Here is a 25,314-nt window from a genome sequence, read left to right on the forward strand (position 1 = left end):
TAAAATGTGCATCTTGCGCAAACGCCGAGCAAAAGCTGTTATATGTAAATGAAAGGCTGGCGCATGAACGCGCAGCCGGAAAGGAGAAACGTGCCATGAATGCCCATACTCAGCGCGAGAGCGCGCAGATCGTGCCCTTCCCCGTCGGCGGGCGTGCCGGCCTCGCTGGCCGTCGTCCGGACACCCTGTCTTCCGAAGCCCTGAAAGTATCGCCCCGCGTCGTCATCGGGAGCTGGTATCATGAAGAGGCGATCAAGGAAGACGGCGGGCGCAGCAACTGAGCCTCGTCCGTGTTTTGGCTTCGGACGTTGACCATGCCCCGTGCGTTTGATCACCCAGGTGCCTACCAAGAGGGCCGCGACTGACCGTCCGGCCCTCTTGCATGTCGAACCCCCGCCTAGCCGAAGATCGACCAGCCCATGCGCTGTGTCAGCCGCTCCAGCGCGAGGCGGCCGAGATGCGAATTGCCGCTGGCGTCCAGCCCCGGCGACCACACGGCGATCGAGGCCTTGCCCGGCGCCACCGCCAGAATGCCGCCCCCCACCCCGCTCTTGCCCGGCAGGCCGACGCGATAGGCGAACTCGCCCGATCCGTCATAATGGCCGCAGGTCAGCATGATGGCATTGATACGCCGCGCCCGCTCCGGCGACACCACGCTGAAGCCGGTGGCCGGGTTGCGCCCATTATGCGCGAGGAAGCGGCCCGCCATGGCGAGTTGGTGGCAGCTCATGGTGATGGCGCAGTGGTGGAAATAGACGCCGAGCGTGAAGTCGACCGGGTTCTCCAGCACGCCGAAGGATTTCATGTAGTTGGCCAGCGCGCGGTTGCGGAAGCCGGTACGCTGCTCTGAGGCCGCCACCGCCTCGTCGATGCCGATCGCCGGGTCTTCGGCGAGGAACTGGAGAAAGCGCAGGATTTCGCCCAGCGCCTCGCGCGGCTGGTGGCCGGAGAGAATGACATCGGTGACGGCGATGGCGCCGGCATTGATGAACGGGTTGCGCGGAATGCCGTGCTCGGCTTCCAGCTGGACGATGGAATTGAACGCGCTGCCCGAGGGCTCACGCCCAACCCGCCGCCACAGCCGGTCGCCCACCTTGCCCAGGGCCAGCGTGAGGGTGAAGACCTTGGACACGCTCTGGATGGAGAACGGCACCTCGGCGTCGCCCCCCGTCACCACCCGTCCCTCGCGGTCCACCACCGCGATGCCGAAGGCCTGCGCATCGGCACGCGCCAATTCGGGAATGTAGCTCGCGACCTCGCCCCGGTCGGGACGGGCGCGCATTTCTTCGGCGATGTCGCGGACGACGCTGTCGAGATCGGGCACGGGCTTCGGTCACCTTGGCTGGTCGCATCGGCCCCCGCCTTTAGCGCGGCAAGGCGGGGAAAGGCCAGCCCGTGCAAGCGGGGTGCCGACCTGCCGCGCGCGAGGCGGCGTTCTGGAAAGCTCGGAGCGGCGATCCGGGTGAGGATGGAAGCATGAACCGTCCTCGGCGCCCGCGGCGCCGCAGCCACCAACGGAGTGAAGCCCGTGCCCCGCACTTCCCAACGCGCCGCGCTGGCGCTCAGCAGCGCTCTCAGCCTTGCCTTCGCCTTCGCCCTCGGCCCCGCTACGGCCGACACGGCGAAACCGGCCGTCCGCAACATTGTGCTCGTGCATGGCGCCTGGGTCGACGGGTCGGGCTGGAAGGCGGTGTACGACCATCTCGTCGCCGACGGCTTCCACGTCAGCATGGTACAAGAGCCGGAAACCTCCTTCGCCGACGATGTCGCCGCCACCCGGCGCGTGCTCGATATGCAGGACGGGCCGACGCTGCTGGTCGGCCATTCCTATGGCGGCTCGATCATCACCGAGGCGGGCGTGCACCCGAAGGTCGCGGGCCTCGTCTATGTCGCGGCTCATGCGCCCGATGTCGGCGAGGATGAGGCCGCCCTCGGCAAGTCCATGCCCAGCGTGCTGGCGATGACCGCCGGCGCCATCGCCAAGACGCCGGACGGCTTCACCTATCTCGATCCCGCGTTGTTCCCCAAGCTGTTCGCGCCCGACCTGCCGCTGGCGCGGGCGGAATTCGAGGCGCGCGGCCAAGTGCTGGCCGCCGCCAGCATGTTCAGCACCCCGCTCACCGCCGCCGCCTGGCAGTCCAAGCCGAGTTGGGGCATTGTCGCGGGCGCCGATCAGATCATCAGCCCGGCGCTGGAGCGGTTCTATTACGAACGGGCGGGGGCGCCGATCACCACTATCCCCGGCGCCAGCCATTCCGTCTATGAGTCCCACCCGCGTGAGATCGCGGCCGTGATCGAACATGCAGCGGCGGAACTGGGCAAGGCAACGAACTGACGGCCCAGGGCGTCAGTTCGGATTCTGCCGCCCGATTGCCGGCTTGAGCAGGATCAGCGCGCCGCCGAGCGCGATCCACAGCGCGACGATGTAGGGCCAGAGATTGTCCGGGAAGGACGGCACCGGATAAACCGAATTATACAGCGGCCACAGCATGGCCAGCGTGCCGAGCGCGCCGAGCACAAGCCAGAGACGGCTGCCGGCGCGCACGGCATGTACCGCCGCCGCCGCCGTCACGCCGAGATAGGCGACGATCAGCGCCAGCACGCCGATGGTGCCGACGCTGTCATAATAGCTCGCCGGGCCGATGAACGGCGCCCAGGCGATCAACCCCACCAGCATGGCGAAGGCGACGATACTGACCGCGACCGAGGGCGTGCCATAGACGGGATGCACCCTGGCAAGCGTTGGCGACAACCCGCCCCGGCCGAGCACGAACAGCATGCGGGCGCCAGCCGAGAGTGTGCCGAGCACGCAGGACACCGCGGAGACGCAGGCCGCGAGGTCGAGCGCGGTGGCGATATGGACATTGCCATATTTCAGCGCGAGCGTGTTCAGCGGCGCCTCGCTGGCGGCCAGCGCCTTCATGTTGTCGAGCCCGAAGCCGATGACCTGGATATAGGAGGCGAAGACGAAGAACAGGCCCGCCGCCACCACCGAGCCGACCAGAGCGATGGGAATGGTACGGCGTGGTTGCCCCGCCTCCTCGGCCAGCGTCGCCGCCGCCTCGAAGCCGGCGAAGGACAGCACGGCGAACACGACGGCATAGCCGATCCCCCACCAGCCGACCGTCGGGTCGGGATGGAACGGGGCGAGGCTCAGCCCGCCTTCCGCCTGCACCGCCGAGAGAATGCGCAGGCCGAGATAGATGATGACGGCGATGGAGGAGAGTTCGAGGGTCAGCATCACCCGCGTGGCGAGGCGCACGTCACGCCAAGCGAGCAAGGTGCCCCCGACCAACGAAGCCACCGCCACCGGCAGCCACCAACTGCCGAGATGCACGCCGTGATCGTCCAGTGCGGCGCTGAGGAAATTGCCCACCAGCGCGGCGCTGCCCGAGCCGCCAGCGATGTAGAGCAGCACCATGCACCACCCGGCGATGAAGCCGGCGCGCGGCCCGAAGGTCTGGCCGATATAGGCATAGCCCGAGCCGGCGCTGGTCACCCGGCTGGCGAAGAACACGAAGGACAGTCCGACAAGGCCAACCACGAGCGTGCCAACGGCGAAACCGAGCGGTGCGGCGACGCCGGCCGCACCGACGGCCAGAGTGACGTTGAGCGCCATGCCCATGGTCGGGGCTATGACGGAGAGCGACAGACCCACCGCCTCCACGGGACCGAGTTCACGCCGCAGCCCGCCGCCCGTCTTCGCCATTGGTGCATCCCTTTACCCGCGCCGGTTTATCCGGCACGGGCAAAAGGCTGGCAACGGCTAAATTTGGTCTTATCGGGCGCCTTCTTCCGACGCTGCCGGCGGCGCGTAATGGGCGTCGCGCCCCTCGGGCTTGCGCTCGCGCTCGCCCGCCTTGTCGTCCTGTTGCGGATTGGCGCTGCGGGCGTGACCGGCCTCGTCAGGGGCGCGGTCCTTCTTCTCGACGCGGCGGTCGCCCGGCTTCGCCGGGCCCTTATTGTGTTGATCGGCAATGATCATGGAATTCTCCTGTCCAAGGGTCCAGTAGGTTTTGCGGGTGTTCCCGCAGGCTGCTGCGGGGCGGTCTTGTGCGGCTCCGCAGCGGCGGTGCCCTCCACTTCGTCACGCGGGCGCACCAGCCCGACATCGACGAGCAATTGAACGAGCCAGTTCCTCATGGCGCCCTCAGCGCCGCTTGCGGCTGCCGGCAAGGCCGCTCATTGCCCCCGCACGGTCATCGGCCGGGGCAGCGGACCCGCGCCGGCTCGGCGGCACTTCCAGCGTACGGCAAATGGTGTCGATCTCGCTGACCGGCGCGTTGCCACCCTGGCCGGGGTCGATGGCGGCATTGGGATCGGCTGCCGGAGACAGAGGCACGGGCGGGCGCTCCGCGCTCTCGATGCCGCCCTCGGCGGAGGGCGCCGGTCGGCCATCCGCCGTGCCCACCGGCTCGGGCGGGGCCTCCGCCGCGTCTACCGGGCGGAAGGCGCCGGCCGAGCCCCCGCCCATGGCCCGGCCCTCGGACACCAGCATGTCGCGGGCGAGAAACCAGTAATGGTCGGATTGCCCGTCTGGGCGTCCGTCGGCTTCCCACAGCCGGTGGGCGCGAGCCCTGATATCGTCGTCGTTGAGGCTCATGGACGTTCTCCCTGTTCCACGAGGTCAACGCCCCGCCGCGACGCCTGTTCCGGGCGACCGAACACCGGTGGCGGGGTGAGACGCGGGCTCAACTCGATGTCGGCGATAACGGGCAAATGGTCGGAGGCGTGCCGCGCCTCCGGGTCGGAGAAGCTGCGCACCAGCATGCCCGGCCGACTGCAATAGAGCCGGTCGAGCCGCAGCAACGGCCAGCAGGCGGGAAAGCTGCGCAGATTGGTGCTCTCAGGCAGCACCCGCGCGAGCGTGCGACGCACCGGCCGGAAGGCGAACCAGTCGTTGAAGTCGCCCATCATCACGGTGGGGGCGCCGCAGCCGTCGCGGGCCAGCCGGGCGAGCCGCGCCGCCTGGCGCCAGCGCTCGCCAAGGGCGAGGCCGAGATGCACCGCCACCACGCGGAGCATCCCCTGCGGCGTGTCCACACGGGTCTCGATCGCCATGCGCGGCTCGCGGCGGCGGACGGAGAGATCGTGCAACACCGTGTCGTGCGTCGGCCAGCGTGAATACAGCACATGGCCATAATGGCCGTCCGGCACGGCGATGGTGCGCGCTTCCGCAAGATGGCCGATGCCGAGCCCTTCCAACGGCGCGAGGCAGGCGATGCCGCGCCCGCGCGTATCGACTTCCTGCAGGGCAAGAATATCCGGTTGGTGGCGGGAGATCAGCGTGGCGATGCGGTCGAGATCGAAGCGCCGGTCGGGCCCGATGCCACCATGGATGTTCCACGTCATCAGCCGCAGGCGCGCAGGCGGCGCCGCGTTCACGCCGCCCTCCGCAGCCGGGCGACGAGGAATTGCAGCCCGAGCGAACAGGCGATCCACAGCCCGACAAAGCCGATCAGCAGCGCCACCCGTCCCAGCGTCGGGTTGGAGATCACCTCGACGATCTGGTGGCCCAGCGCACTCAGCACCACCAGACCGGGCAGCAGGCCCAGCGCCGTGCCGAGCATGAAATCCACCAGCCGCAACCCGGCCGCGCCGGCGACAAGATTGATGAAGGTGAACGGCGCCGCCGGTACCATGCGCATCGTTGCCACGGTCAGGATGCCCTGCTTGGCGAGACCTCGGCGGATGCGGTTGATGCGCGGCCCGATGAAGCGGCGGACCACGCCGGCGCCGAGTTGGCGGCCGATGAGGAAGGTCACCAACGCACTCGCCAGCGCCCCGAGCCCGGCCAGCAGCGCGCCGGTCCACCCGCCATAGACGGCGACGGTAGCGACGATCAGCACCGAGACCGGGAAGACCACCAGCCCACCCAGCACATAGATGCCGACCACGATGGCCGCGCCCCAGGGCCGGTCGGCCATGTTGTCGAGGGCAGAGATGATGCGGTCCGGCTCCGAGAAGGGGGAATTGGCCCAGGCGATCACCAGCGCCGCCAGCACGGCGAGGCCGGCCAAAGCGGCGGCGATCGGCCATTTCCGCCGCGCACCGCCTTCGGACGCGCGCTCGTCATAGAGCGGCTCCGGCGGGTCGGCGAGCGCGCTGATCTGCGGCAGAGCGAGATCAGCGGCGACGGGCGGCAGGTCGACGAGACGGCGGCCAGCGGCGCTCCGGCGCGAGGCGGCGATGAGCCCCTCCTGCGCCACGGCTTCTGCCACCTGTTCCGGCGCCTGGCCGCTATGCTCGCCGAGCAGCCGGTCGCGGATCGCCGCCACTCCTTGCCGCTCACGGGCGTCACCGGCTTCAATCACCAGGTCGCATTCACTATCAAAGCCCATGGAGCGGTTGCAGACATTTGCCGAGCCGATGCGCAGCAGGCGGTCGTCGACGATGAGCACCTTGGCGTGGACGAAGACCTCGACGGTGGCGTCGCCGACGGTCACCTGCGGGAACACCAGCCGCGCGCGTTCCGCCAGCCCTTCCTGCTCCAGCCGCGTCCGCAGTCGCTCACGCGGCACGCCCATCACCTGCTGCTCGATCCAGGAGCGGTAGATGTTCGGCGTCACCATCAGCGCTTCCAGCTCAGGGCGCGCCTTCATCCGCGCCACCAGCCGCTCGGTGAACCGCTCGCAAGTGATGAACTGGTTCTCGACGTAGATCGTGCGCTCGGCGCTATCGATCATGTCGAACAGCAGGGTCTCCACCTCCCGCGCACCCGCCGCGCCGTCATAAGACGGGAGGGTGCGGGCGATGCCGATGGCGACATCGGTGAAATCGACCGCCATCGCCTGCGGCCAGCGATCGCCACGTGCCCGCGCCGGGTTCAGCCGCTCCGAAGCGGCGCGCTGCCAGCGATCGCGGAACAGTGCGCCAAGCGCGGCAGCGGCCGCGCCGTCCACCGCCATCTGCACGTCGTGAAACGGCTCGTAGAGCGCGCCCTGCGGGTCGCGCCGCAGTGCGTCGCCGGGCGTGTGGTCGGGCGTGTCCCAGCGATGGCCGGTGATATCCAGCCCCCCGGAGAAGGCGAGCGAATCGTCGATCACCACAATCTTCTGATGGTGCGAGGCGCCAATCGGCAATTCGTCGTCGAGGCACAGCTCGATCTGCTTCGGCGTCGCCCAGAGAAAGGACAGGATCGGTGCCAGCTCCCGCTCCAGCGCGAACATGACAGAATAATCCCACAGCAGCAGGCGGATGCGCAGGCGCGGGTTACGTGCGACGAGGGCAGAAAGGAACGCCGACAACGTCTCGGGCAGCCCATCGTCGGCAGTGCCGCTCTCGCCCACCAGCTTCATCCGGCTGTCGAGGTCCCAGCCGGCAATGTGGATGGTTTCGCGCGCTTCCAGCATCGCCGCCCGCAGCGCGCCGAAATAGGCGGCGCCATCGACCAGCACCCGGGCGCGCCCAGCCTGCTCCACGCGCCAGACATTGCGCCCGACCTCCAGCACCGGGCCGGCCTCCTGCCGGCTCGGCGGGTTCGGCCCCTCCGGCACCGGCTGCGAGGCCATGGCGCTTTCGATCGCTTCGGGACTCTGGTCCCGGCGCACGTCTTGTCGCAGGTTCTGGCTGACGGACATCGGCTCGCATTCTCGGGGGCTAACGACCTGCGCTAACCGGGGAAGAGCCCCTGCGGTTCCCGACCGGAGGTAGGCCGGGGCGGGATTGGCGGGCGGAAACGTCTCAGCCCATCATCACGGCGGCGAAGACACCGGCGCCGAGCGCCACCACGAGCAGCAGACCGACGACTGCGGTGACGAAGGACACCCCGGGAACGGTCGTGCCTTTGTCGTCGATGGGACGGCCGCGTTCATCCGTGCCACCGCCGGCACTGGATGGGCCTACCGGCTGCGCGGCCATGGTCCGGCGCTCAGGCCCGGCCGGTGCCCCGGCAGCCTCGTCGTCCGTCCCGAGCGGTGCCGCTGCGGGATCGGGAAACGGCACCTTGTCGTGGGTTCGGCCCGCGTCGATGTCGCCGCGCAGGCGCTCGGTCTCGGCCATGGTGTGATCTCCTTGGCGCCGGGCAAAGGCAGGGCGTCCGACGATCAACGCGCCGTGGCGGGATCGGTTCAGCTTGGCACGCGGGCGGGAACCTCGGGGCGGCCCGGCGATTGTTGGCGGAGACACCACCTATCGGGGGACGTTCAGTGGCGCCGCGCGGCCTGTGGAAAGGCTATCTCAAGCTCTCGCTGGTCACCTGCCCCGTGGTGCTGGCCCCCGCCACCAGCGCCGCCGAGCGCATCCGCTTCCACACGCTCAACCGGGCGACCGGCAACCGGGTGGAAGGTCTCTATGTCGATGCCGAGACCGGCAAGACGGTGGCGACCGACGATCAGGCGCGCGGCTATGAGCGCGAGCCCGGCCGCTATGTCATTCTCGACGATGACGATCTCGATTCGGTGGCGCTGGAGAGCAACCGCACCATCGACATCGCGACCTTCGTGCCCGCCGATACGGTGGAGTGGATCTGGTACGACACGCCGCATTTCCTGATGCCGGACGACCCTGTCGGCGAAGAGGCCTTCGCCGTGATCCGCGAGGCGATGGTCGCCACCGGCAAGGTGGGGCTGTCGCGCGTGGTGCTGCACCGGCGCGAACGCCCCGTGATGCTGGAGCCCCGGGGGCGCGGCATCGTGCTGTGGACGCTGCATTATTCCGACGAGCTGCGCCGGCCGGAGGGATATTTCGACGACATTGACGAAAAGGCCGACGACGATCTCGTCACGCTGGTGGGCAAGCTGATCGACAAGCGCACGCAAGGCTGGGACGCCGCGCTGGTGCATGACCCGCTGCAGGACAATCTCAAGCAGTTGATCGCATCGAAGAAGAAAAGGCGCCCCTCCCGCCGCCGCGCCGCACCCTCGGAAGAGGAAGACACCCCGACCAACGTCGTCAACATCATGGATGCACTGAAGAAGAGCCTTGCAGCCGAACGGGGTTCCGGTAGCAAGCGCGGGCGCTGAGCCTGTCAGCGCGGCGGCTCGTCGTCTTCCTCAAGCCGGCGTGCGCTTCGCGGGGGCGACGGGCTGCGCGATTCCACCAGCCGCTCCAGCGGCAGCATGGTGACGAGAAGGCCGATCGTGGTCGCCAGCGCCAGAAACACCAAGTGCCAGGAGGCGATGGCGCAGGCGACGCCGAGCGCCGCCGTCACCCACACGGCGGCGGCGGTGGTGAGGCCGTGGACTTCGAGCCGCGTGCGGTCGCGCAGCACGACGCCGGCGCCGAGAAAGCCGATGCCGGTCATTACGCCCTGAACGATGCCCTGAATGACGCGGCTGGTGGCGTCGGGATGGCCTTCGATGCCTTCCACCTGTAGGGCGGACAGCGAGATGAGCGCCGCTCCCAGCCCCACCAGCCCCAGTGTGCGCATCCCGGTCGGCTTGCCGCGGAGGTCCCGGTTGATACCGACGATCATGCCGCAGGCGGCGGCTGCCATCAGCCGCAGCAGGTTCTCGATCTCCTCCGGCGTCAGCCAGAGCGCTTGCGGCAGCCTTTCCATCACGCTTTCCTCCCCCGCCCCTTGCCGGTGCGGGCTGTGGGAAGAGGCGCGGCGGCGGCACGAAAATCAGCCCAGGGGTCGACGTCGAGATTGGCGAGCCGGGCCGGCGCCTCGGTGAGGGTGAACTGCGCGCCGCCGCTGAGCGCGTCGAGTTCGTCCCACGCCACTGGCATGGAAACGCCGGCGCCGGGCCGCGCGCGCGGGCAATAGGCGGCCACCGCCGTCGCGCCGCGCCCATTGCGCAGATAGTCGATGAAGATGCGCCCCTTGCGGCGGGCCTTGGTGGCAACGGCGATGTAGCGGTCGGGGTCGTCGGCGGCCAGGGCATCGGCCAGGGCCTTGGCGAAGGGCTTGGCGATTTCCCAGCTAGCCTTCGGTTCCAGCGGCACCACCACATGCAGGCCCTTGCCGCCGGAAGTCTTGACGAAGGCCGGCAGACCCTGCGCCTCCAGCCGGGTGCGGATCTCCCGCGCGCCGGCGACCACGCCGTCCCAGCCCACGGCCTCGCCGGGGTCCAGATCGAAAATGAGCTGGTCCGGCCGTTCGATGTCGATCAGCGGTGCGCCCCAGGGGTGGATTTCCAGCGCGCCGGACTGGACGAGGGCGATCAGCCCGTCGAGGTCGTCAATATGCAGAAGCTCCTCGCCGTCCTTGTCTTTGGTGACCTTGATCGCCTTGTTCATGCCGCGCCAGGAGTGCTTCTGAAAGAAGGTCTGTCCCTCGATGCCATCGGGACAGCGCAGCAGTGCCAGCGGGCGGGCGACGACGAAGGGGGCAATGAAGCGCCAGATCTCGGCGTAATAGTCGGCGAGGCCCTGCTTGGTGATGCCCTCAGTCGGCCAGTAGATGCGGTCGGGATGGGTCAGCTTCACCCGCGAACGCGGCGCGTCGCTCTTCGCTGTCATGGCCTCGCCCTCCACGGGGGTCTCGCGGACGATCTCGCGCGCCGGCTTGTCCTCGCGCAAGCCGCGAAAAGCGGCGTGGCGCAGATGCTGGTCGCCGGTCCAGCCGCGAAACTCCACTTCGGCGACGAGTTCGGGTGCCACGAAGGTGACGCCGCGCCGTTCATCCGCCGTCAGCGTCTGGCCAAAGGGGCTCCGGTCGCGGGTGATCTTCGCCAGCCGGGCATGGAGATCGCGCGCCAGTTCGCGCGAGAAGCCGGTGCCGACCCGGCCGACGGACGTAAGTTTGCCCGCCTCATAGACGCCGAGAACCAACGAGCCGATGGCGTTCTTCTGCGCGGTCGACGGTGTGAAGCCGCCAATGACGAATTCCTGCCGGAAGGCGCATTTCGACTTCACCCACTCCTTGCCGCGGCCGGGCCGATAGGGTGCGTCCGCCCGTTTCGATACCAGCCCCTCCAGGCTGAGCCGACAGGCATGGCGCAGCATCGCATCGCCGTCCTCCGCCAGATGCTCGCTGTAGCGCAGGCCATCCCCGGCCCCGGCCAGCAATTGTTCCAGCATCTCCTTGCGACGCCGGAGCGGCTCGACTGTGAGGTCGCGTCCGTCGAGATGCAACAGGTCGAAGGCGTAATAGATGAAGCGGTCCGAAGCCCCTTCCGCGAGGTCCTTCTGCAGCAGGCTGAAATTCGACACGCCGGCGCTGTTCTCCACCACCAGCTCGCCGTCGATCAAAGCGTTCTGCGCCGGCAGCGCCTCCAGCGCCGCCACCAGAGCGGGGCCGAAACGCGGGGTCCAGTCGAGACCGGAGCGCGTGAGCAGCTTCACCCGGCCCTTGCCTTTGGCGCACTTGTCGATCCGCGCCTGCAACCGGTAGCCGTCGAACTTGATCTCGTGAATCCAGCTCTTGCCCACCGGCGCCTTGGTCACCAGCGTGGCCAGCTGCGGCTCGATGAAGGCGGGCAGAGGTTCCGACGCGGGCGTCTTTCTCGCGGCAGGGGCACGGGTCCGCACCGCCTTGGCCTTGGTCGGCGCGGGCGTTGCGGGCGGGTCGGCGGCGACAGTCTCACCCTTGGCGATGGCGTCCATGCTGCGGCCGGTCTTCACCGACTCTGGCCGTTCGTCTAGGATATCGGGCGCATCATCTGGCCGGGCGGCGGCGTCTTCCGCCTTGATAAGCAGCCAATTGTCCGCCTTCTCGCCCCGGCGCTTGCCCATCCGCACCAGATGCCAACGGCCGGTGAGCTTCTCGCCGTGCAGTGCGAATTCGAGGTGGCCCTTCTTATAGCCGCGCGCGGGATCGCCGATCGGCTCCCAGCTGCCGGTATCCCACAGCATGACGGTGCCGCCGCCATATTCGCCCTTGGGGATCGTCCCCTCGAAGCTGCCATAGTCGAGCGGATGGTCCTCGACATGCACAGCGAGGCGCTTCTCACCCGGCACCAGGCTGGGGCCCTTGGTGACGGCCCAGCTCTTGAGCACGCCGTCCATTTCCAGCCGGAGGTCGTAATGCAGGCGACGGGCGGCGTGTTTCTGGATGAGATAGGCATGACCGGCGACGGCGCTTTCGCTGCCCTCCGGCTCCTGCGTGCGGGTGAAGTCGCGCTTGCGGCGGTAGACCTCCAGCGCCATGGCGCTCACCCGGCCTTGCGGGTGGGCGCGCGGGCGGTCTTGCGGGCGGCCGGCTTCTTCGGCGCCGCCTTTGCGGTGGCCTTTCCGGGGCGGCCCTTCTTGCCAGTCGGCGGCTTGCCCCCGGAAACGCCGGCGCTCTCGCGCAGCGCGTCGAGCAGGCTCACCACCTTGGCCGCCGGCTTCTTCGGCGGGGCGATCTTGCGGCCTTCCATTTTGGCTTTGACCAGTTCGGCCAGCGCGTCGTCATAGCGGTCGTCGAAGGTTTCGGGCTGGAACCGGCCGGACTTGGTGTCGATGATGTGGCGGGCGAGATCGAGCATTTCCGGCTCCATCTTGATCTCGGCGATGTCCTCGAACGCCTCTTCGGCCGACCGTACCTCGTAATCATAATGCAGCGTGGTGGCGATGATGCCCTCGTCATAGGCGCGGATCAGCAGGCTGCGCGGGCGGCGGAACAGCACGGCGCTCGCCACCGCCGCCACCTTCTTCTTTCGCAGCCCCTCGCGAATGACCGCGAAGCTGGCTTCGGAGGCATCGTCGACCGGGCGCAGATAATAGGGCCGATCGAAATAGAGGTCGTCGACCTCGTGGCAGGGCAGGAAGCTCTCAATGGTCAGCGCCTTGTCACCCTTCGGCGTCACCTCGGCGATCTCGTCCGGTTCCAGCACGACGAAATCGCCGGAATCGACCTCGTAGCCCTTCACCTGTTCGTCGCGCTCGACGACGTCGCCGGTGTCGGCATCGACGAAGCGGCGGGAGAGGCGGTTGCCGGTCTTGCGGTTCACCATGTGCAGGCTCACCCGGTCGCTGGCGCTGACCGCCGTGTAGAGTCCGACGCCGCACACCAGCTCGCCGAGCCGGAGATAACCTTTCCATGTCGCGCGCGCGGCCATGCCTGCCTCTCTGCCCATAGGGTGCGGGTGCCTGGCGACTAACGCCGCGTGCGCCTGCGCGTTCCCCGGCCCGCACACAGCAAAGCGGGCGCCGCAGCGCCCGCTTGTCGATACTAATTCGGTCAAGGTCACGCCACCTTGCGTTCGTGGCGGCCCTCGCCGATCTCCTCGATGATCTTGGCGACGAAGGCCTTGAGATCGGCCGGCGAACGGCTGGTGATGATGCCCTTGTCCACCGCCACCTCGCGGTCGACCCAGTTGCCGCCGGCATTCTTCACATCGGTGCGGATCGAGGCGTAGGAGGTCACAGTGCGCCCGCGCACCGCGTCAGCCTCCACCAGCAGCCACGGCCCGTGGCAGATCGCGGCCACCACCTTGCCGCTGTCGAGGAAGGCACGAACGATCGACATTGCCTCCTTGTTGACGCGCAGCAGGTCCGGGTTGATCTGGCCGCCGGGAATGACCAGCGCGTCATAGTCCTGCGGCTTCACCGCACCGAGCGCGGTGTCGGCCTCGACGCTCTCGCCCCAATCCTCGCCCTTCCAGCCGCGAATGGCCTTGCCGTCCGGGCTCGCCACCTCGACGCGGGCGCCGGCGGCGCGCAGTTCGTCGCGCGGCACCATAAGTTCGGACTGTTCGAAGCCGTTGGCGGAAATGATGAGGATGCGCGCTTCGGCGATCTTCGCCATGGGAATGTCTCCTTGAAATGTCGTCGCCCCCAAGGCCCTTCAGGGAGCGAACGTCCGCCACCCGCCGAGGTTCCCAACAAGGCGGCGGCGGAGGCCGCTCAGCCCGCGGCCTCCGCCCCCGCCTCCCAGCGCATGCCCAGCATTTCCATCAGACGGCGGGCATCCTCGGGGGCGTGCCGCTTGTCGGTGTTGTCGAAGAACACGAAAACGTCGCGGCGGCGGTGATCCCTGGCCGGTGCGCCGGCGAAATCACCGTCCGGCGCCGCCCTCCCCTCGGCCCAGGCGGCGATGCGGCGCGCCCACAGGGAGAGATCGTCGTCGGAATAGCGCGAGCGATAGAGCTCGGTCGATCCGTGCAGGCGGCAATAGGCGACGTCGGCGGTGAGGTCCATCAGCCGCGGCCACTTCACCGTGTCAGCGCAGACGAGAGCGACGCCATGTTCGCGCAGCAGATCGACAAAGGCCGGCGTACGGAAGCTGTCATGGCGGATTTCCATCGCATGGCGCAGCGGCCGGTTGGTGTCGATATCGACGGCGGCGCGTCCGTCGACCCGCGCGTCATGCTGGCGGGCAAGCCCGGCGGCGGCGGCGGTGTCCTTCGGCAGCAAAGCGAGGAAATCGGCGATCAGCGCGGGATCGAAGCGTAGCGTCGGTGGCAATTGCCACAGCAGCGGCCCCAGCTTCGCGCCGAGATTGAGCAGGCCGGAGGCGAGGAAGTTCGCCAACGGCAGGCGCACGTCACGCAGGCGCTTGGTGTGGGTGATGAAACGCGAGCCCTTCACTGCGAAGACGAAATCGTCCGGCGTCGCCTGTGCCCAGCGCTCGAACACCTCCGGGCGCTGGAGGCCATAGAAGGTGCCGTTGATCTCCAGTGCCGGGAACTGGCGGGCGGCATAGGAAAGCTCGCGCGCCTGAGTCAGGCCCTTGGGGTAGAAATGGCCGCGCCAGGGGGCATAGGTCCAGCCGGAGACGCCGATGCGGATCGCCGCACGACGGCCGGCGGGGCCGGTGTTGGGCTCTTCTGGCGCGCCAGTCTCGGACATGGGCCTCCGCTCACAAGGGTTTGTTGCGTCCCTGCCAAGCCCCTGGTGCCGCCCCCGGTTCCGCCGTTCGGCCCGGAACCAACCCGCGCCGCCTTCGTTGGCCCTCACACCACTCATCACCGATGACAGCGAGAGGAGCCTTCCATGCTCGATCACCCGCGCCCGCCGTTCAAGGAACAGCAGCAGCCCATGCCCGGGCGGACCGAGGCGATGTCGCCGCGTCCCGACCATGGCGAGGAGAGCTATAAAAGCTCCGGCCGGTTGGCAGGAATGAAGGCGCTCATCACCGGCGCCGACAGCGGCATCGGCCGCGCCGTCGCCCTCGCCTATGCCCGCGAAGGCGCTGACGTGCTGATCTCCTATCTCGACGAGCATGAGGACGCCGAAGCCACCGCCGCGCTGGTGCGCGAGGCGGGCCGGCAGGCGGTGCTGGTGCCCGGCGACATCCAGCATGCCCAGCATTGCCGCGCGCTGGTGGACAAGGCGGTCGAGGCCTTCGGTGGCGTCGACATCCTTGTCAACAACGCCGCGCATCAGGCGACCTTCGACGACATCGCCGACATTCCCGACGAGGAATGGGATCTGACCTTCAAGGTCAACATCCACGCCATGTTCTATCTCACCAAGGCGGCGGTGCCGCACATGAAGCCCGGCAGCGCCATCATCAACACCGCCTCGATCAATTCCGACAAGCCGAACCCCAGCCTGCTCGCCTATGCCACCACCAAGGGGGCGATCCAGAACTTCACAGCCGGGCTCGCCCAGATGCTGGCGGAGAAGGGCATCCGCGCCAATGCGGTGGCACCGGGGCCGATCTGGACCCCGCTCATCCCCGCCACCATGCCGGCGGAGAAGGTGGCGGCGTTCGGCGAGCAGGTGCCGATGAAGCGCCCGGGCCAGCCGGCGGAGCTCGCCACCGCCTATGTGATGCTGGCCGATCCGCTGTCCAGCTACGTCTCCGGGGCCACCATCGCGGTGACCGGCGGCGCGCCGATGATCTGACCCAACCCGAAGGAGGACAGCGCGATGCAGACGCAAGGTTCCACCGGCTCCGCCACCTATGTTCTGCGCGGCAGCGAGGGGGCGTGGCGAGTCGAGACCGACGGCGAGGCGGGAATGGCCTATGCCAGCAAGGAAGCCGCCTTCGAGGCGGCGGTTGCCGCCGCCACCAACGCCATTCGCGACGGTTATGACGTGTCGATCACGGTTCCGGGCGCGGGGGGCAGCATGCTCGGCGTCGAGGACACGGGCCGGCCATCCCCGGCCGAAGGCTGACAGACCGGCGCGCGCCGGTGTCGCCGGCGCCGTCCCACCTCAACGGAAAGGTTTTGCAATGGAGATCATGTTCGGAATCGGCGTGCTGCTGCTGCTCGGCGCGCTCGCCTACGCGATGAACCAGTCGAAGCGGCGCCGGCAGGCGAAGGATATCGAGCTTCCCGAGGAGAAGGTCGATCGCAAGAGCCCGCTCTAGGGGGCGGCCATCTCGCGCCCGGCGCGGCCGCGCGCCAGTGCGAGCAAGGCGTCGAGCGCGTGGAAATCGCCGAGCGCCGCCGCTTTCTCGCGCGGCGTGAGTACCGCCAGCGCGGCGTCGAGGCTTTCCGCATCCGCGATCTTCGCCGTCGCGATGAGCCGTTCCGGCGCATAGTCGCCACGCGGCCTCTCGCCGTCGGTCAGCTGGGCGCAGTGGAAGGCCAGAAGCTCCGGCGCGGCCGCGAGACGGGCAACGGCTTCGCTCGGAGCCGCCAGCGTGCCGGCCCGCCGCAACTCTTGCGCCCGCCGCAGCACCGGCGGCGGCTCGCGCTCCTCCGGCGTGCGGAACAGGGCGGCCAGAGAGGCACGCGTACCGCCGGTCCACAGCACCAACGGAATGGCGAGGGCGAGGCCGATCACGACGGGTGTCATCCAGAGAAATAGCGGCAACGAGATGCTGAGCGCGGCGGCGCCCAGCAGCCATCCCGCCAAGGTGTGAGGCAGGAAGAACCGCACCACCGAGCCGGTGTCGATGCGGTCATCGTCGCGGCGCTGCGGCTGCCAGCCGCCATCGCGCCCCGCCAATATGCCGACCACCGCCATGGATTGGGTGAACATCGTCACCGGCGCCAACAGGCCGGAGATCAGCGTCTCCATCAGCAGTCCGGCCAAAGCGAGCGCCCCGCCGCCGAAGCCGCGGCGATCCGAACGCGTGGCGAGCAGCGCCGCATAGGCGAAGAGCTTCGGCAGCAGCAACACCGCCATCGTGCCGATGAATACCTGTACCGCGCGCACCGGGTCCTGCGCCGGCCACGCCGGAAACAGCGAGAAGCCGGAGGGGAAATAGTCCGGCGGCACGAAGCGCGCCTGCAGCGCCGTCGCCAGCCCGGCCAGCAGCATCACCAGCCAGAGCGGCGCGGTGAGATAGGAGCCGATGCCGGTGAGAAGATGCAGCCGGCTCACCGGATGGAGCCCGCGCGCCGGCAGCACGGCGATATGCTGGAGATTGCCCTGACACCAGCGCCGGTCGCGCACGGCGAGATCGGTCAGCGTCGGTGGGCCCTCCTCATAGGAGCCTTCCAGCCAGGGCACCATGTGCATGCCCCAGCCGCGCCGGCGCATCAGCGCTGCCTCGATGAAATCATGGCTGAGAATATGGCCTCCGAAAGGCTTGGGACCCCTCAGTTCCGGCAAGCCCGCACCCTCGGCGAAGGCGCGGGTGCGGATCATGGCGTTATGGCCCCAGTAATTGCTCTCCGGCCCGCTCCAGCTGGCGAGACCATGGGCGATGAGGGGGCCGTACAGCCTTCCAGCGAATTGCTGCAGCCGGGCGAACAGGGTGCGTCCGCCGACGATGACCGGCAGCGTCTGAATCAGCCCCGCGCGCGGATTGGCCTCTATCGCGGCGGCGAGGCGCACAATGCACCCGCCGGTCATCACGCTGTCGGCGTCGAGAATGAGGAAGCTCTCATACGCGCCGCCGAAGCGGGTCACCCATTCCGCGATATTGCCGGCCTTGCGCCCAGTGTTGCGCGGGCGGCGGCGGTAGAACAGGCCGCTAGCGCGGCCCCACTGCGCACGCAGCGCCAGAAAGCCCGCCTCCTCGGCAACCCAGACATCGGGATCGGTGGTGTCGCTGAGGATGAACACATCGAACTGCGCGCCGGCGCCGGTGGCGTCGAGCGATTCAATGGTTGCTTCCAGCCCGGCCAGCACACGGCCGGGGTCCTCATTATAGATCGGCAGCAGCAGCGCATGGTGGGCGTTGAGGGCGGGTAGCGGCCCCTCCGTCGCAATGCCCAGATATCCGTCCGCGCGACGCAGCAGGCTGGCGAGACCAAGCACCGCATTGGTGAAGGCGAAGCCGATCCAGGCGAACAGCAGCACGAACAGGCAGAGCACGAGATATTCGAGCAAGGTGACGCCGCCGACATCCAGCACGAGATACATCTCGTGCGCCGCCAGCACGGTCAGTGCCGCTGTGCCGCCGATGACGAAGGCGCGGCGGAGGAACAGCCCCAACGTGCGCGGCCCGGGAGACGGGGTGCGCGGCACCCGGCCGAGCGGCTGGACGGGCATGGCCAGCGGCGTTTCGGGCGGCAAGGCCCGCGCGGTATCTGCGCCGGCGCCACACCTCGTCGCGCGCGGGGCGGCCCGGCTCACGCCGTCCACCGATAGACCCAGGTTTCGGCCAGGCGTTCCTCGCCGCGCAGCAGATCAGCGCGCAGTTCGGCCAAAGTGGCGCCGCGCGGCTCCAGCACGAAGGAGATGCGCCAGCCGCCGGTCTCGGGATTGGGCTGCAACACCACATCGCGGATCTCGCCGCTGCCGGAGGTGACACGCGCAGCGAGATGCTCCTTCGGCAGGTCCTTCACCTTGTCGCCGACCACGTCGAGAACGAACAGCCGCCGGTCACCATTGCCGCCAACCCGGGTGGCGACGAACCGGCCGACATCCGAACGGTCCGGGCCGGACCAGCCCCAGTGCAGGCGATAGGTGGTGCTGTATTCGCGCCCCTTGCGCAGCGGCTCGCGCGGGCGCCAGAACGCGACGATGTTGTCGTGCACCTCTTCGGGAGTGGGAATCTCGATCAGCATCACCGAACCGTCGCCCCAGTCGCCGATCGGTTCGACCCAGACGCTCGGCCGGCGCTCATAGCGCGCCTCAAGATCCTGATAGTCGAAGAAGGAGCGCTGGCGCTGCATAAGGCCGAAGCCCCGGAGATCGGATACGGCGAAGGAGGAAATCTGCAGCCGCTGCGGATTGGAGAGCGGCCGCCAGAGCCGTTCGCCGCTGCCGGTGACAATGGAGAGGCCGTTGGCGTCGCACACCATCGGACGGAAATCATCGACGCCGTTGCGGTCATTGGGGCCGAACATGAACATGCTGGTGAGCGCGCCGATGCCCACCTGATCAATGTCAACGCGCGGATACACCGTCATTTCCACCGACATCAGCGTCTCGTCGCCGGGGCGGATCGTGAAGCGGTGCGCGGCGGTCGCGCTTGGGCTGTCGAGCAGCGCGTGGACCACCAGCGAGTCGACGCCGGGGCGCGGCCTTTCGAGCCAGAAGGCGCGGAAGGCGGGAAACTCCTCACCTCCGGCATCGCCGGTCTTCACCGCCAGCCCGCGCGCCGAGGAGCCGTAACCCTGCCCCTTGCCGACGGCACGGAAATAGCTCGCACCCTGAAAGGCGGCGATCTCGTCGAAATAGTCCGGGCGGTTGATCGGACCATGCAGGCGAAAGCCGGAAAAGCCGAGATCGGTGCGGTCCGGCGGCTGCGCCACGCCATGCTCGAAGCGGAACATGCCGGGGTCATAGGGAATGCGATGCGCCTTCCCATCGGCCACTTGGTACACATCCACGCGGTCGCGGAACAGGAAGCCCCGGTGAAAGAGCTGGGCCTGAAAGCCCGTGCCCTCCGTGCGCCACAGCGTCCGCTCGGCATTGAAGCGGATGTTCCGGTAGTCATCATAGCCGAGATTGTCGAGCGCACGCGGCATGCGCCCGTCGGCGCGCTGGTAAGGCTTGGCTGCCATCTCGCGCGCCAGCTGGCGGACGGTCTGCGCGTCGAACGGCGCGACCTGATCCTCCTCATCCGACAACGCTTCGCTGATGCCGAGGCGGGTGAACGGCACCGGCGCCATCGCCAGGAGCCCCAGTCCCAGCAACAGATGTCGTCGATGCATGCCTGACCTCGCGCGTTCCAGGGCGGCACGCCCTTCACGCGAGACAAGTGCCGACGGCGCCAAGGGTTCCCGGATTTGTGCGGTGCGGCAGATTCACGCGGACGGGTGGAGGGCGAAGGTGCATGCCGTCCCGCCGGAAGCCGAACGGCGGAGCCGCCCTCCAATCACGGCTCAGACGCGCGGGGAATCCTTGGCGGTATCGTCGACCTCCACTTCCGGGCGGTCGCCACCCTGCGCCACTTCCTCATGCCAGCGCCCGCTGCGGTCCTGATAGGCGATGGGCCGGGTTTCGCCGGAAATCGACTGGCGCGCCGCCGCCTCGCGGGCGGCGGCGAGGGCCGAGTCATGGGTGGGATGGGTTTCCGAGAAGACATCGCCGAGCTTGTAGGCCCAGCCCCCGTCATGCTCGACGATCTCGTAGCGAATGTGGCTCATGGATGATCCTCCCGCGAACTAACCGAGCAGCCGGGCACGCGGTTCCGGCAGTCCAGACCTTCATGCCTCGAAAGGGGCCCGCCAATCGTGCCACTTCAAACGATGATGTGGCTCGCTGCGATCATGAAAGCGGAACCTGTTGCCGGAAATCACACTGCCGCGATCCTGGTGCCCTTCTCCGTCGGGCCCGCCTTTCTGCAACTCGTTCGCAGTTGCAAATCCTGATGCGCGCCCTAATATGATTTTGCAACTCATTCGCAAGAGGAGACGGGCATGTGGCACGGGTCGAGACGGGCGGTTCTGCGGAGCCTGGCGGCGGCCGGTATCGTTGCCTCCGGCATGACCGGCCTCGCGGCGCAGGAAAGCGCGCCGGCGGCGCCGAAATTCAAGGCTGTGACCACCTTCACCGTCATCGCCGACATGGCGCGTAACGTGGCCGGCGACGCGGCGGTGGTGGAATCGATCACCAAGCCGGGCGCCGAGATTCATAACTACGCCCCCACCCCCGGCGACATACAGCGGGCGCAGGGCGCCCAGCTGATCCTCTGGAACGGGCTGAACCTCGAACTCTGGTTCGAGAAGTTCTTCCGCAATCTCAAGGATGTGCCGAGCGTCGTCGTCTCCGCCGGCGTCGATCCGATCAGCATCTCGCAGGGGCCCTATAGCGGCAAGCCGAACCCCCATGCCTGGATGTCGCCCGCCAATGCGCTGATCTATGTCGACAATATCCGCGACGCCTTCATGAAATACGACCCCGCAAACGCTGCGATCTATGCGGCCAATGCGAGCGCCTACAAAGCGAAGATCGAGGCCGCCGTCGCGCCGATCCGCGCCGAGCTCGACGCCATTCCCGCCGACAAGCGCTGGCTGGTGTCGAGCGAGGGGGCCTTTTCCTATCTCGCGCGCGATTTCGGGCTGAAGGAGCTTTATCTCTGGCCGATCAACGCCGACCAGCAGGGCACGCCGCAGCAGGTGCGCAAGGTGATCGACGCGGTGCGGGCCAACAAGATTCCGGCCGTGTTCAGCGAAAGCACCGTTTCCGACAAGCCGGCGCAGCAGGTGGCGCGAGAGACCGGCGCGCTCTATGGCGGCGTGCTCTACGTCGACTCGCTAAGCGAGGCGGACGGGCCGGTGCCGACTTATATCGACCTGCTCACCGTCACCACGGGCACGCTGGAAAAGGGCCTCGCCAAGGGGCTTTCGCAATGAACGCCCCGCTCAACCCTCCCCCCACCGCCGAGGGCCTCGCCGTCCGCCACGTCTCGGTGACCTATCGCAACGGCCACACCGCCCTGCGCGACGCCAGCTTCACCATCCCCACCGGCACCATTACCGCGCTGGTGGGAGTGAACGGCTCGGGCAAGTCGACCCTGTTCAAGGCAATCATGGGCTTCGTGCGCCTCGCCTCGGGCGAGATCCGCATTCTCGGCGCCAGCGTGGCCGAAGCGCTGAAGCGCAATCTCGTCGCCTATGTGCCGCAGAGCGAGGAGGTGGACTGGAATTTCCCCGTGCTGGTGGAAGACGTGGTGATGATGGGCCGCTACGGCCATATGGGCTTCCTGCGCATTCCTCGCGCCGCCGACCGGGCGGCGGTCACCGACGCGCTGGCTCGCGTCAACATGAGCGAATTCCGCAAGCGGCAGATCGGCGAACTCTCCGGCGGCCAGAAGAAGCGCGTCTTCCTCGCCCGCGCGCTGGCGCAGGACGCGAAGGTGATCCTGCTCGACGAACCCTTCACCGGCGTCGACGTGAAGACCGAGGAGGCGATCATCGCTCTCTTGCGCGCGCTGCGCGACGAGGGGCGGGTGATGCTGGTCTCGACCCATAATCTCGGCAGTGTGCCGGAGTTCTGTGACCGCACCGTGCTGGTGAAGGGCACCGTGCTCGCCTATGGCCCGACGGCCGAGACCTTCACCGAGGCCAATCTGGAGACGACCTTCGGCGGCGTGCTGCGCCATTTCGTGCTGAGCGGGGCGGGGCTGCACGCAGATGACGACAGCCGCCAACTCGCCGTGCTGACCGACGATGAGCGCCCGCTGGTGTTCTACGGCGAAAAGGGCGAATGCGCCCCCCGCACGCGGGAGAACGCCCCGTGATCGCCCTGCTGGCGGAACCCTTCGGCTACGAATATATGCGCAACGCCATGTGGGTCTCGGCCCTTGTCGGGGCGGTGTGCGCTTTCCTCTCCTGCTATCTCATGCTCAAGGGATGGTCGCTGATCGGCGACGCGCTGTCCCATGCCATCGTGCCCGGCGTCGCCGGCGCCTATATGCTCGGCCTGCCCTTCGCCATCGGCGCCTTCTTCTCCGGCGGACTGGCGGCGGCGGCGATGCTGTTCCTCAACCAGCGTACAAAGCTGCGGGAGGACGCCATCATCGGCCTGATCTTCTCCTCCTTCTTCGCGCTCGGCCTGTTCATGGTCTCGCTGTCGCCGACCTCGGTGAACATCCAGACCATCGTGCTCGGCAACATTCTCACCATCACGCCGGAGGACACGCTGCAACTGGCGATCATCGGCACGCTGTCGCTGGCGATCCTTCTGGTGAAGTGGCGCGACCTGATGGCGGTGTTCTTCGACGAGGCGCATGCACGCTCCATCGGGCTGAGGCCCACGGCGCTGAAAATCCTGTTCTTCACCCTGCTGGCCGCGTCCACCGTCGCCGCGCTGCAGACGGTGGGCGCCTTCCTCGTCATCTGCCTGGTCGTCACACCCGGCGCCACCGCCTATCTGCTGGCCGACCGTTTCCCCCGACTGCTGGCGATCGCTGTCGCCATCGGCGCCGGCACCAGCTTTCTCGGTGCCTATGCCAGCTATTTCCTCGACGGCGCCACCGGCGGCATCATCGTGGTTCTGCAGACGGCGGTTTTCCTCTCCGCTTTCGTCTTCGCCCCCAAGCACGGCATGCTGGCGGCGCGGCGGCGGGCGGCGGAAGCCATGAACTCGGAGGCGTCGGCATGATCGAGACGCTGCTCACGCCGTTCCAGTTTGACTTCATGGTCAACGCGCTCGTCATCTCCGGGCTGGTGGCGGTGCCGATGGCGCTGCTGTCCTGCTTCCTGGTGCTGAAGGGCTGGTCGCTGATGGGCGACGCCATTTCCCACGCGGTTTTTCCCGGCGTGGTGCTGGCCTACATCGTCGGCCTCCCGCTGGCGCTCGGCGCCTTCGCCGCCGGCATGTTCTGCGCGGTGGCGACCGGCTATCTCAAGGACAATAGCCGCATCAAGCAGGACACGGTGATGGGCATCGTGTTCTCCGGCATGTTCGGCGTCGGGCTGGTGCTCTATGTGAAGATCCAGTCCGAGGTGCATCTCGACCATATCCTGTTCGGCGACATGCTCGGCGTTTCCTGGCGCGATATCGGCGAAACGGCGCTGGTGGCCGGCGTGGTGGCGGCGGTGATCGCGGTGAAGTGGCGGGACTTCCTGCTGCACGCCTTCGATCCCGTGCAGGCGCGCGCCGTCGGGCTGCCGGTCGGGTGGCTGCATTACGGCCTGCTGTGCCTCATCTCGCTCACCATTGTCGGCGCGCTCACGGCCGTGGGGCTGATCCTCGCCATCGCGATGCTGATCGCACCGGGGGCCATCGCCTTCCTGCTCACCCGCACCTTCGGCGCCATGCTGGCGGCGGCGCTGGCGGTGGCGGTGATCGCCTCGCTGCTGGGCGTCTACCTCTCCTTTTTCCTCGACAGCGCCCCGGCCCCGACCATCGTGCTGCTGATGAGCATCGTGTTCATCGCCGCGCTGTTGCGCGCCTCGCTGAGGACGCGGCGGATCGAGGCGGGAGAGGCCGGCTGAGCGGGGCTCACCGGGAACCGAGGCCGAGCGTGGCGCAGGTCGCCTCGCTCTCGCGCGCCAGTTCCTCGAACTGTGCCGCCCGCCCGTTACCGGCGCGCCAAAAATAGCCCATCTCCCGGCTGGCCGGCCAGCCATCAAGGGTCAGCAGCGCGATGTCGTCCTCCATGCGAAATTCCGAGCGGGCGTAAAGCTCGGGAAACAGCGACATGCCCATGCCCATCAGCACCATCTGGCGCAGCGCGTCGAGGCTGGTGCCCTCATAATCCTCCCGCATCTCGGCGCCGCAGGCCGCCGCGAGCTGGCGCGTGCGCTCGAACAGATGATGCCCACGCCCCAGGGTGAGCAGCCGCTCACCGCGCAGCGCCTGCGGATCGACATGGCCGAGCGCGGCGAGCGGATGGTCCTTCGGCACGCCGAGAAAAATGCTCTCGCGGCATAGAAGGCGGAAGGTGACGGCGTGGCCGGAATCCGGCGCCGGCCCGAGGCCGCAATCGAGCGCCCCCGACACCACTTCGCGCAGGATCGCCACCGGGCGCTCCTCCTTGATGTAGATCTGCAGCGAGGGGAAACGGGCGTGCAGGGGGGACAGCAGATGCGGCAGGAAATAGGGACCGAAGGTCGGTGCCACGCCGAGCCGGATCAGCCCGCCGAGATTGCGCGCCCCGCTCGCCGCCACCGCCACGATGTCGTCCAGCGTCAGCAGCACGGAGCGCGCTGCCTCGATCACCCGCGTCCCGATGGCGGTGGGCTGCACCCGGCCGGGCGTGCGATCGAACAGCGGGGTGCCGAGCTGCGCTTCCAGCTGGGCGATTTGCACCGAAAGCGTGGGTTGCGAGACATGGCAGCGCCGCGCCGCCGCGCCGAAATGACCGGTCTCCGCGAGGGCCACGGCATATTCCAGCTGGCGATGGGTGGGACGGAAGGCCAAGCCTCATAGCTCCTGACTATCGATACTATTGAAATTATGCATTGGAACTATGATCGCGTCCACGCCATCTTCTCCCCGTTGAAAGGAGGTTGACGTGGACCAGTTCCTCAAGTCGTTGACGACCCGGAGCCAGTTGCTCGATGTCGAACTCGCGGCCGAACGCCGCCGCGAGCAGCCGGATGGCGAACGGCTGATGGCGCTGAAGCGCATCAAGCGCCAGATTCTCGCCCAGATCGACTATCTGCGCCGCGAAGGGCGCGAGAGGGTCGAAGTGCGGGCCACGCGCCGCCCCGGGCGGTTCACCGATCTGGCCCTGCCGCGCCTGCGCTGACCTTCCCC

Annotated in this window: 27 protein-coding genes; 11 read left to right on the plus strand and 16 right to left on the minus strand. The window is 68.1% G+C overall.

Features of this window, described 5'->3' with window-relative positions; genetic code table 11:
• The first annotated feature begins 95 nt into the window (after positions 1 to 95).
• Entirely contained in the window at positions 96 to 281 is a 186-nt protein-coding gene (locus tag ACO07Z_RS07040; RefSeq protein WP_307019383.1) for a DUF2735 domain-containing protein, read from the plus strand.
• A 116-nt stretch (positions 282 to 397) separates the two neighbouring features.
• On the opposite strand, the gene ACO07Z_RS07045 is transcribed toward ACO07Z_RS07040, so the two are convergent.
• Positions 398 to 1,324, minus strand: a complete 927-nt coding sequence (locus tag ACO07Z_RS07045) for a glutaminase (RefSeq protein WP_421698052.1) — start codon at positions 1,322 to 1,324, stop codon at positions 398 to 400.
• Positions 1,325 to 1,528: 204 nt separating this feature from the next.
• Between ACO07Z_RS07045 and ACO07Z_RS07050 the strand changes: the two genes are divergently transcribed.
• The gene (locus ACO07Z_RS07050; RefSeq protein WP_421698053.1) at positions 1,529 to 2,335 is read left to right on the plus strand and encodes an alpha/beta fold hydrolase; all 807 of its coding nucleotides are present in this window, start codon (positions 1,529 to 1,531) and stop codon (positions 2,333 to 2,335) included.
• A 12-nt stretch (positions 2,336 to 2,347) separates the two neighbouring features.
• Here the strand turns inward: ACO07Z_RS07050 and ACO07Z_RS07055 are convergent, their stop codons facing one another.
• The 6 genes from ACO07Z_RS07055 to ACO07Z_RS07080 all read right to left on the minus strand — a co-directional run bounded on the left by ACO07Z_RS07055 (position 2,348) and on the right by ACO07Z_RS07080 (position 8,001).
• Positions 2,348 to 3,709, minus strand: a complete 1,362-nt coding sequence (locus ACO07Z_RS07055; protein WP_421698054.1) for an APC family permease — start codon at positions 3,707 to 3,709, stop codon at positions 2,348 to 2,350.
• 69 nt (positions 3,710 to 3,778) lie between these two features.
• Positions 3,779 to 3,985: a hypothetical protein gene (locus ACO07Z_RS07060; protein ID WP_421698055.1), complete on the minus strand. Its 207-nt coding sequence runs from the start codon at positions 3,983 to 3,985 to the stop codon at positions 3,779 to 3,781.
• A gap of 165 nt (positions 3,986 to 4,150) precedes the next feature.
• Entirely contained in the window at positions 4,151 to 4,603 is a 453-nt protein-coding gene (locus ACO07Z_RS07065; protein ID WP_421698056.1) for a DUF2934 domain-containing protein, read from the minus strand.
• Positions 4,600 to 5,385: an endonuclease/exonuclease/phosphatase family protein gene (locus ACO07Z_RS07070; RefSeq protein ID WP_421698057.1), complete on the minus strand. Its 786-nt coding sequence runs from the start codon at positions 5,383 to 5,385 to the stop codon at positions 4,600 to 4,602. Before ACO07Z_RS07070 ends, ACO07Z_RS07065 begins: the two co-directional genes overlap by 4 nt.
• Positions 5,382 to 7,511, minus strand: coding sequence for a VTT domain-containing protein (locus tag ACO07Z_RS07075; protein WP_421698058.1), 2,130 nt, complete (start codon positions 7,509 to 7,511; stop codon positions 5,382 to 5,384). The genes ACO07Z_RS07070 and ACO07Z_RS07075 overlap by 4 nt, the downstream gene beginning before the upstream one ends.
• A 172-nt stretch (positions 7,512 to 7,683) precedes the next feature.
• On the minus strand, positions 7,684 to 8,001 hold the full coding sequence (locus ACO07Z_RS07080) for a hypothetical protein (protein WP_421698059.1): 318 nt from the start codon (positions 7,999 to 8,001) through the stop codon (positions 7,684 to 7,686).
• 146 nt (positions 8,002 to 8,147) lie between these two features.
• Between ACO07Z_RS07080 and ACO07Z_RS07085 the strand changes: the two genes are divergently transcribed.
• Entirely contained in the window at positions 8,148 to 8,963 is an 816-nt protein-coding gene (locus ACO07Z_RS07085; protein ID WP_421698060.1) for a Ku protein, read from the plus strand.
• Positions 8,964 to 8,968: 5 nt separating this feature from the next.
• Here ACO07Z_RS07085 and ACO07Z_RS07090 read toward each other — a convergent pair whose 3' ends face one another.
• The 5 genes from ACO07Z_RS07090 to ACO07Z_RS07110 all read right to left on the minus strand — a co-directional run bounded on the left by ACO07Z_RS07090 (position 8,969) and on the right by ACO07Z_RS07110 (position 14,658).
• Positions 8,969 to 9,499 (minus strand): MgtC/SapB family protein, encoded by a 531-nt coding sequence (locus ACO07Z_RS07090; RefSeq protein WP_421698061.1) that lies wholly within the window; start codon positions 9,497 to 9,499, stop codon positions 8,969 to 8,971.
• On the minus strand, positions 9,499 to 12,033 hold the full coding sequence (gene ligD / locus ACO07Z_RS07095; RefSeq protein WP_421698062.1) for a DNA ligase D: 2,535 nt from the start codon (positions 12,031 to 12,033) through the stop codon (positions 9,499 to 9,501). The genes ACO07Z_RS07090 and ligD overlap by 1 nt, the downstream gene beginning before the upstream one ends.
• 5 nt (positions 12,034 to 12,038) lie before the next feature.
• Positions 12,039 to 12,926, minus strand: a complete 888-nt coding sequence (locus ACO07Z_RS07100; RefSeq protein ID WP_421698063.1) for a Ku protein — start codon at positions 12,924 to 12,926, stop codon at positions 12,039 to 12,041.
• A gap of 128 nt (positions 12,927 to 13,054) precedes the next feature.
• The gene (locus ACO07Z_RS07105) at positions 13,055 to 13,615 is read right to left on the minus strand and encodes a type 1 glutamine amidotransferase domain-containing protein (protein WP_421698064.1); all 561 of its coding nucleotides are present in this window, start codon (positions 13,613 to 13,615) and stop codon (positions 13,055 to 13,057) included.
• A 98-nt stretch (positions 13,616 to 13,713) separates the two neighbouring features.
• Complete coding sequence (locus ACO07Z_RS07110; RefSeq protein WP_421698065.1) at positions 13,714 to 14,658, minus strand: DUF72 domain-containing protein; 945 nt, start codon at positions 14,656 to 14,658, stop codon at positions 13,714 to 13,716.
• A gap of 144 nt (positions 14,659 to 14,802) precedes the next feature.
• On the opposite strand from ACO07Z_RS07110, the gene ACO07Z_RS07115 reads away from it, so the two are divergent.
• From ACO07Z_RS07115 to ACO07Z_RS07125, 3 genes are read left to right on the plus strand one after another with little or no spacing between them, the layout of a single operon-like run.
• Positions 14,803 to 15,660 (plus strand): glucose 1-dehydrogenase, encoded by an 858-nt coding sequence (locus ACO07Z_RS07115; RefSeq protein ID WP_421698066.1) that lies wholly within the window; start codon positions 14,803 to 14,805, stop codon positions 15,658 to 15,660.
• Positions 15,661 to 15,684: 24 nt separating this feature from the next.
• A complete protein-coding gene (locus ACO07Z_RS07120) occupies positions 15,685 to 15,933 on the plus strand; it encodes a hypothetical protein (protein WP_421698067.1) in 249 nt (82 codons plus the stop codon).
• 58 nt (positions 15,934 to 15,991) lie between these two features.
• Positions 15,992 to 16,129 carry a hypothetical protein gene (locus ACO07Z_RS07125; protein WP_307019365.1) on the plus strand — a complete coding sequence of 46 codons (138 nt, stop codon included), beginning with the start codon at positions 15,992 to 15,994 and terminating at the stop codon, positions 16,127 to 16,129.
• On the opposite strand, the gene mdoH is transcribed toward ACO07Z_RS07125, so the two are convergent.
• The 3 genes from mdoH to ACO07Z_RS07140 all read right to left on the minus strand — a co-directional run bounded on the left by mdoH (position 16,126) and on the right by ACO07Z_RS07140 (position 20,252).
• Complete coding sequence (gene mdoH / locus ACO07Z_RS07130) at positions 16,126 to 18,300, minus strand: glucans biosynthesis glucosyltransferase MdoH (protein WP_421698068.1); 2,175 nt, start codon at positions 18,298 to 18,300, stop codon at positions 16,126 to 16,128. The two genes, ACO07Z_RS07125 and mdoH, sit on opposite strands and share 4 nt — an antisense overlap.
• Positions 18,288 to 19,817 carry a glucan biosynthesis protein gene (locus ACO07Z_RS07135; RefSeq protein ID WP_421698069.1) on the minus strand — a complete coding sequence of 510 codons (1,530 nt, stop codon included), beginning with the start codon at positions 19,815 to 19,817 and terminating at the stop codon, positions 18,288 to 18,290. Before ACO07Z_RS07135 ends, mdoH begins: the two co-directional genes overlap by 13 nt.
• Before the next feature lie 171 nt (positions 19,818 to 19,988).
• On the minus strand, positions 19,989 to 20,252 hold the full coding sequence (locus ACO07Z_RS07140; protein ID WP_421698070.1) for a DUF2188 domain-containing protein: 264 nt from the start codon (positions 20,250 to 20,252) through the stop codon (positions 19,989 to 19,991).
• 339 nt (positions 20,253 to 20,591) lie between these two features.
• On the opposite strand from ACO07Z_RS07140, the gene ACO07Z_RS07145 reads away from it, so the two are divergent.
• From ACO07Z_RS07145 to ACO07Z_RS07160, 4 genes are read left to right on the plus strand one after another with little or no spacing between them, the layout of a single operon-like run.
• The gene (locus ACO07Z_RS07145) at positions 20,592 to 21,461 is read left to right on the plus strand and encodes a metal ABC transporter substrate-binding protein (RefSeq protein WP_421700773.1); all 870 of its coding nucleotides are present in this window, start codon (positions 20,592 to 20,594) and stop codon (positions 21,459 to 21,461) included.
• Positions 21,458 to 22,348: a manganese/iron ABC transporter ATP-binding protein gene (locus tag ACO07Z_RS07150; protein WP_421698071.1), complete on the plus strand. Its 891-nt coding sequence runs from the start codon at positions 21,458 to 21,460 to the stop codon at positions 22,346 to 22,348. The genes ACO07Z_RS07145 and ACO07Z_RS07150 overlap by 4 nt, the downstream gene beginning before the upstream one ends.
• Positions 22,345 to 23,211 (plus strand): metal ABC transporter permease, encoded by an 867-nt coding sequence (locus tag ACO07Z_RS07155; RefSeq protein ID WP_421698072.1) that lies wholly within the window; start codon positions 22,345 to 22,347, stop codon positions 23,209 to 23,211. Before ACO07Z_RS07150 ends, ACO07Z_RS07155 begins: the two co-directional genes overlap by 4 nt.
• Positions 23,208 to 24,047, plus strand: coding sequence for a metal ABC transporter permease (locus ACO07Z_RS07160; RefSeq protein WP_421698073.1), 840 nt, complete (start codon positions 23,208 to 23,210; stop codon positions 24,045 to 24,047). The genes ACO07Z_RS07155 and ACO07Z_RS07160 overlap by 4 nt, the downstream gene beginning before the upstream one ends.
• A 7-nt stretch (positions 24,048 to 24,054) precedes the next feature.
• On the opposite strand, the gene ACO07Z_RS07165 is transcribed toward ACO07Z_RS07160, so the two are convergent.
• A complete protein-coding gene (locus ACO07Z_RS07165) occupies positions 24,055 to 24,975 on the minus strand; it encodes a hydrogen peroxide-inducible genes activator (protein WP_421698074.1) in 921 nt (306 codons plus the stop codon).
• Between the two features lie 94 nt (positions 24,976 to 25,069).
• Here ACO07Z_RS07165 and ACO07Z_RS07170 point away from each other — a divergent pair, with 94 nt between their 5' ends.
• The gene (locus ACO07Z_RS07170; RefSeq protein WP_421698075.1) at positions 25,070 to 25,306 is read left to right on the plus strand and encodes a hypothetical protein; all 237 of its coding nucleotides are present in this window, start codon (positions 25,070 to 25,072) and stop codon (positions 25,304 to 25,306) included.
• Positions 25,307 to 25,314 lie beyond the last annotated feature (8 nt).

This window comes from Ancylobacter sp., from assembly GCF_965229075.1.
In the GTDB taxonomy this organism is placed as follows: Bacteria; Pseudomonadota; Alphaproteobacteria; order Rhizobiales; family Xanthobacteraceae; genus Ancylobacter.

Excerpts from the sequence above, each read along its gene's own strand:
- ACO07Z_RS07075 (WP_421698058.1), bottom strand. The coding sequence starts at position 7,511 with ATGGCCTCGCAGCCGGTGCCGGAGGGGCCGAACCCGCCGAGCCGGCAG.
- ACO07Z_RS07160 (WP_421698073.1), top strand. The coding sequence starts at position 23,208 with ATGATCGAGACGCTGCTCACGCCGTTCCAGTTTGACTTCATGGTCAAC.
- ACO07Z_RS07120 (WP_421698067.1), top strand. The coding sequence starts at position 15,685 with ATGCAGACGCAAGGTTCCACCGGCTCCGCCACCTATGTTCTGCGCGGC.
- ACO07Z_RS07100 (WP_421698063.1), bottom strand. The coding sequence starts at position 12,926 with ATGGCCGCGCGCGCGACATGGAAAGGTTATCTCCGGCTCGGCGAGCTG.
- ACO07Z_RS07065 (WP_421698056.1), bottom strand. The coding sequence starts at position 4,603 with ATGAGCCTCAACGACGACGATATCAGGGCTCGCGCCCACCGGCTGTGG.
- ACO07Z_RS07080 (WP_421698059.1), bottom strand. The coding sequence starts at position 8,001 with ATGGCCGAGACCGAGCGCCTGCGCGGCGACATCGACGCGGGCCGAACC.
- ACO07Z_RS07115 (WP_421698066.1), top strand. The coding sequence starts at position 14,803 with ATGCTCGATCACCCGCGCCCGCCGTTCAAGGAACAGCAGCAGCCCATG.
- ligD (WP_421698062.1), bottom strand. The coding sequence starts at position 12,033 with ATGGCGCTGGAGGTCTACCGCCGCAAGCGCGACTTCACCCGCACGCAG.
- ACO07Z_RS07110 (WP_421698065.1), bottom strand. The coding sequence starts at position 14,658 with ATGTCCGAGACTGGCGCGCCAGAAGAGCCCAACACCGGCCCCGCCGGC.
- ACO07Z_RS07125 (WP_307019365.1), top strand. The coding sequence starts at position 15,992 with ATGGAGATCATGTTCGGAATCGGCGTGCTGCTGCTGCTCGGCGCGCTC.
- ACO07Z_RS07060 (WP_421698055.1), bottom strand. The coding sequence starts at position 3,985 with ATGATCATTGCCGATCAACACAATAAGGGCCCGGCGAAGCCGGGCGAC.
- ACO07Z_RS07055 (WP_421698054.1), bottom strand. The coding sequence starts at position 3,709 with ATGGCGAAGACGGGCGGCGGGCTGCGGCGTGAACTCGGTCCCGTGGAG.
- ACO07Z_RS07135 (WP_421698069.1), bottom strand. The coding sequence starts at position 19,817 with ATGCATCGACGACATCTGTTGCTGGGACTGGGGCTCCTGGCGATGGCG.
- ACO07Z_RS07140 (WP_421698070.1), bottom strand. The coding sequence starts at position 20,252 with ATGAGCCACATTCGCTACGAGATCGTCGAGCATGACGGGGGCTGGGCC.
- ACO07Z_RS07090 (WP_421698061.1), bottom strand. The coding sequence starts at position 9,499 with ATGGAAAGGCTGCCGCAAGCGCTCTGGCTGACGCCGGAGGAGATCGAG.
- ACO07Z_RS07145 (WP_421700773.1), top strand. The coding sequence starts at position 20,592 with ATGACCGGCCTCGCGGCGCAGGAAAGCGCGCCGGCGGCGCCGAAATTC.
- ACO07Z_RS07040 (WP_307019383.1), top strand. The coding sequence starts at position 96 with ATGAATGCCCATACTCAGCGCGAGAGCGCGCAGATCGTGCCCTTCCCC.
- ACO07Z_RS07105 (WP_421698064.1), bottom strand. The coding sequence starts at position 13,615 with ATGGCGAAGATCGCCGAAGCGCGCATCCTCATCATTTCCGCCAACGGC.
- ACO07Z_RS07150 (WP_421698071.1), top strand. The coding sequence starts at position 21,458 with ATGAACGCCCCGCTCAACCCTCCCCCCACCGCCGAGGGCCTCGCCGTC.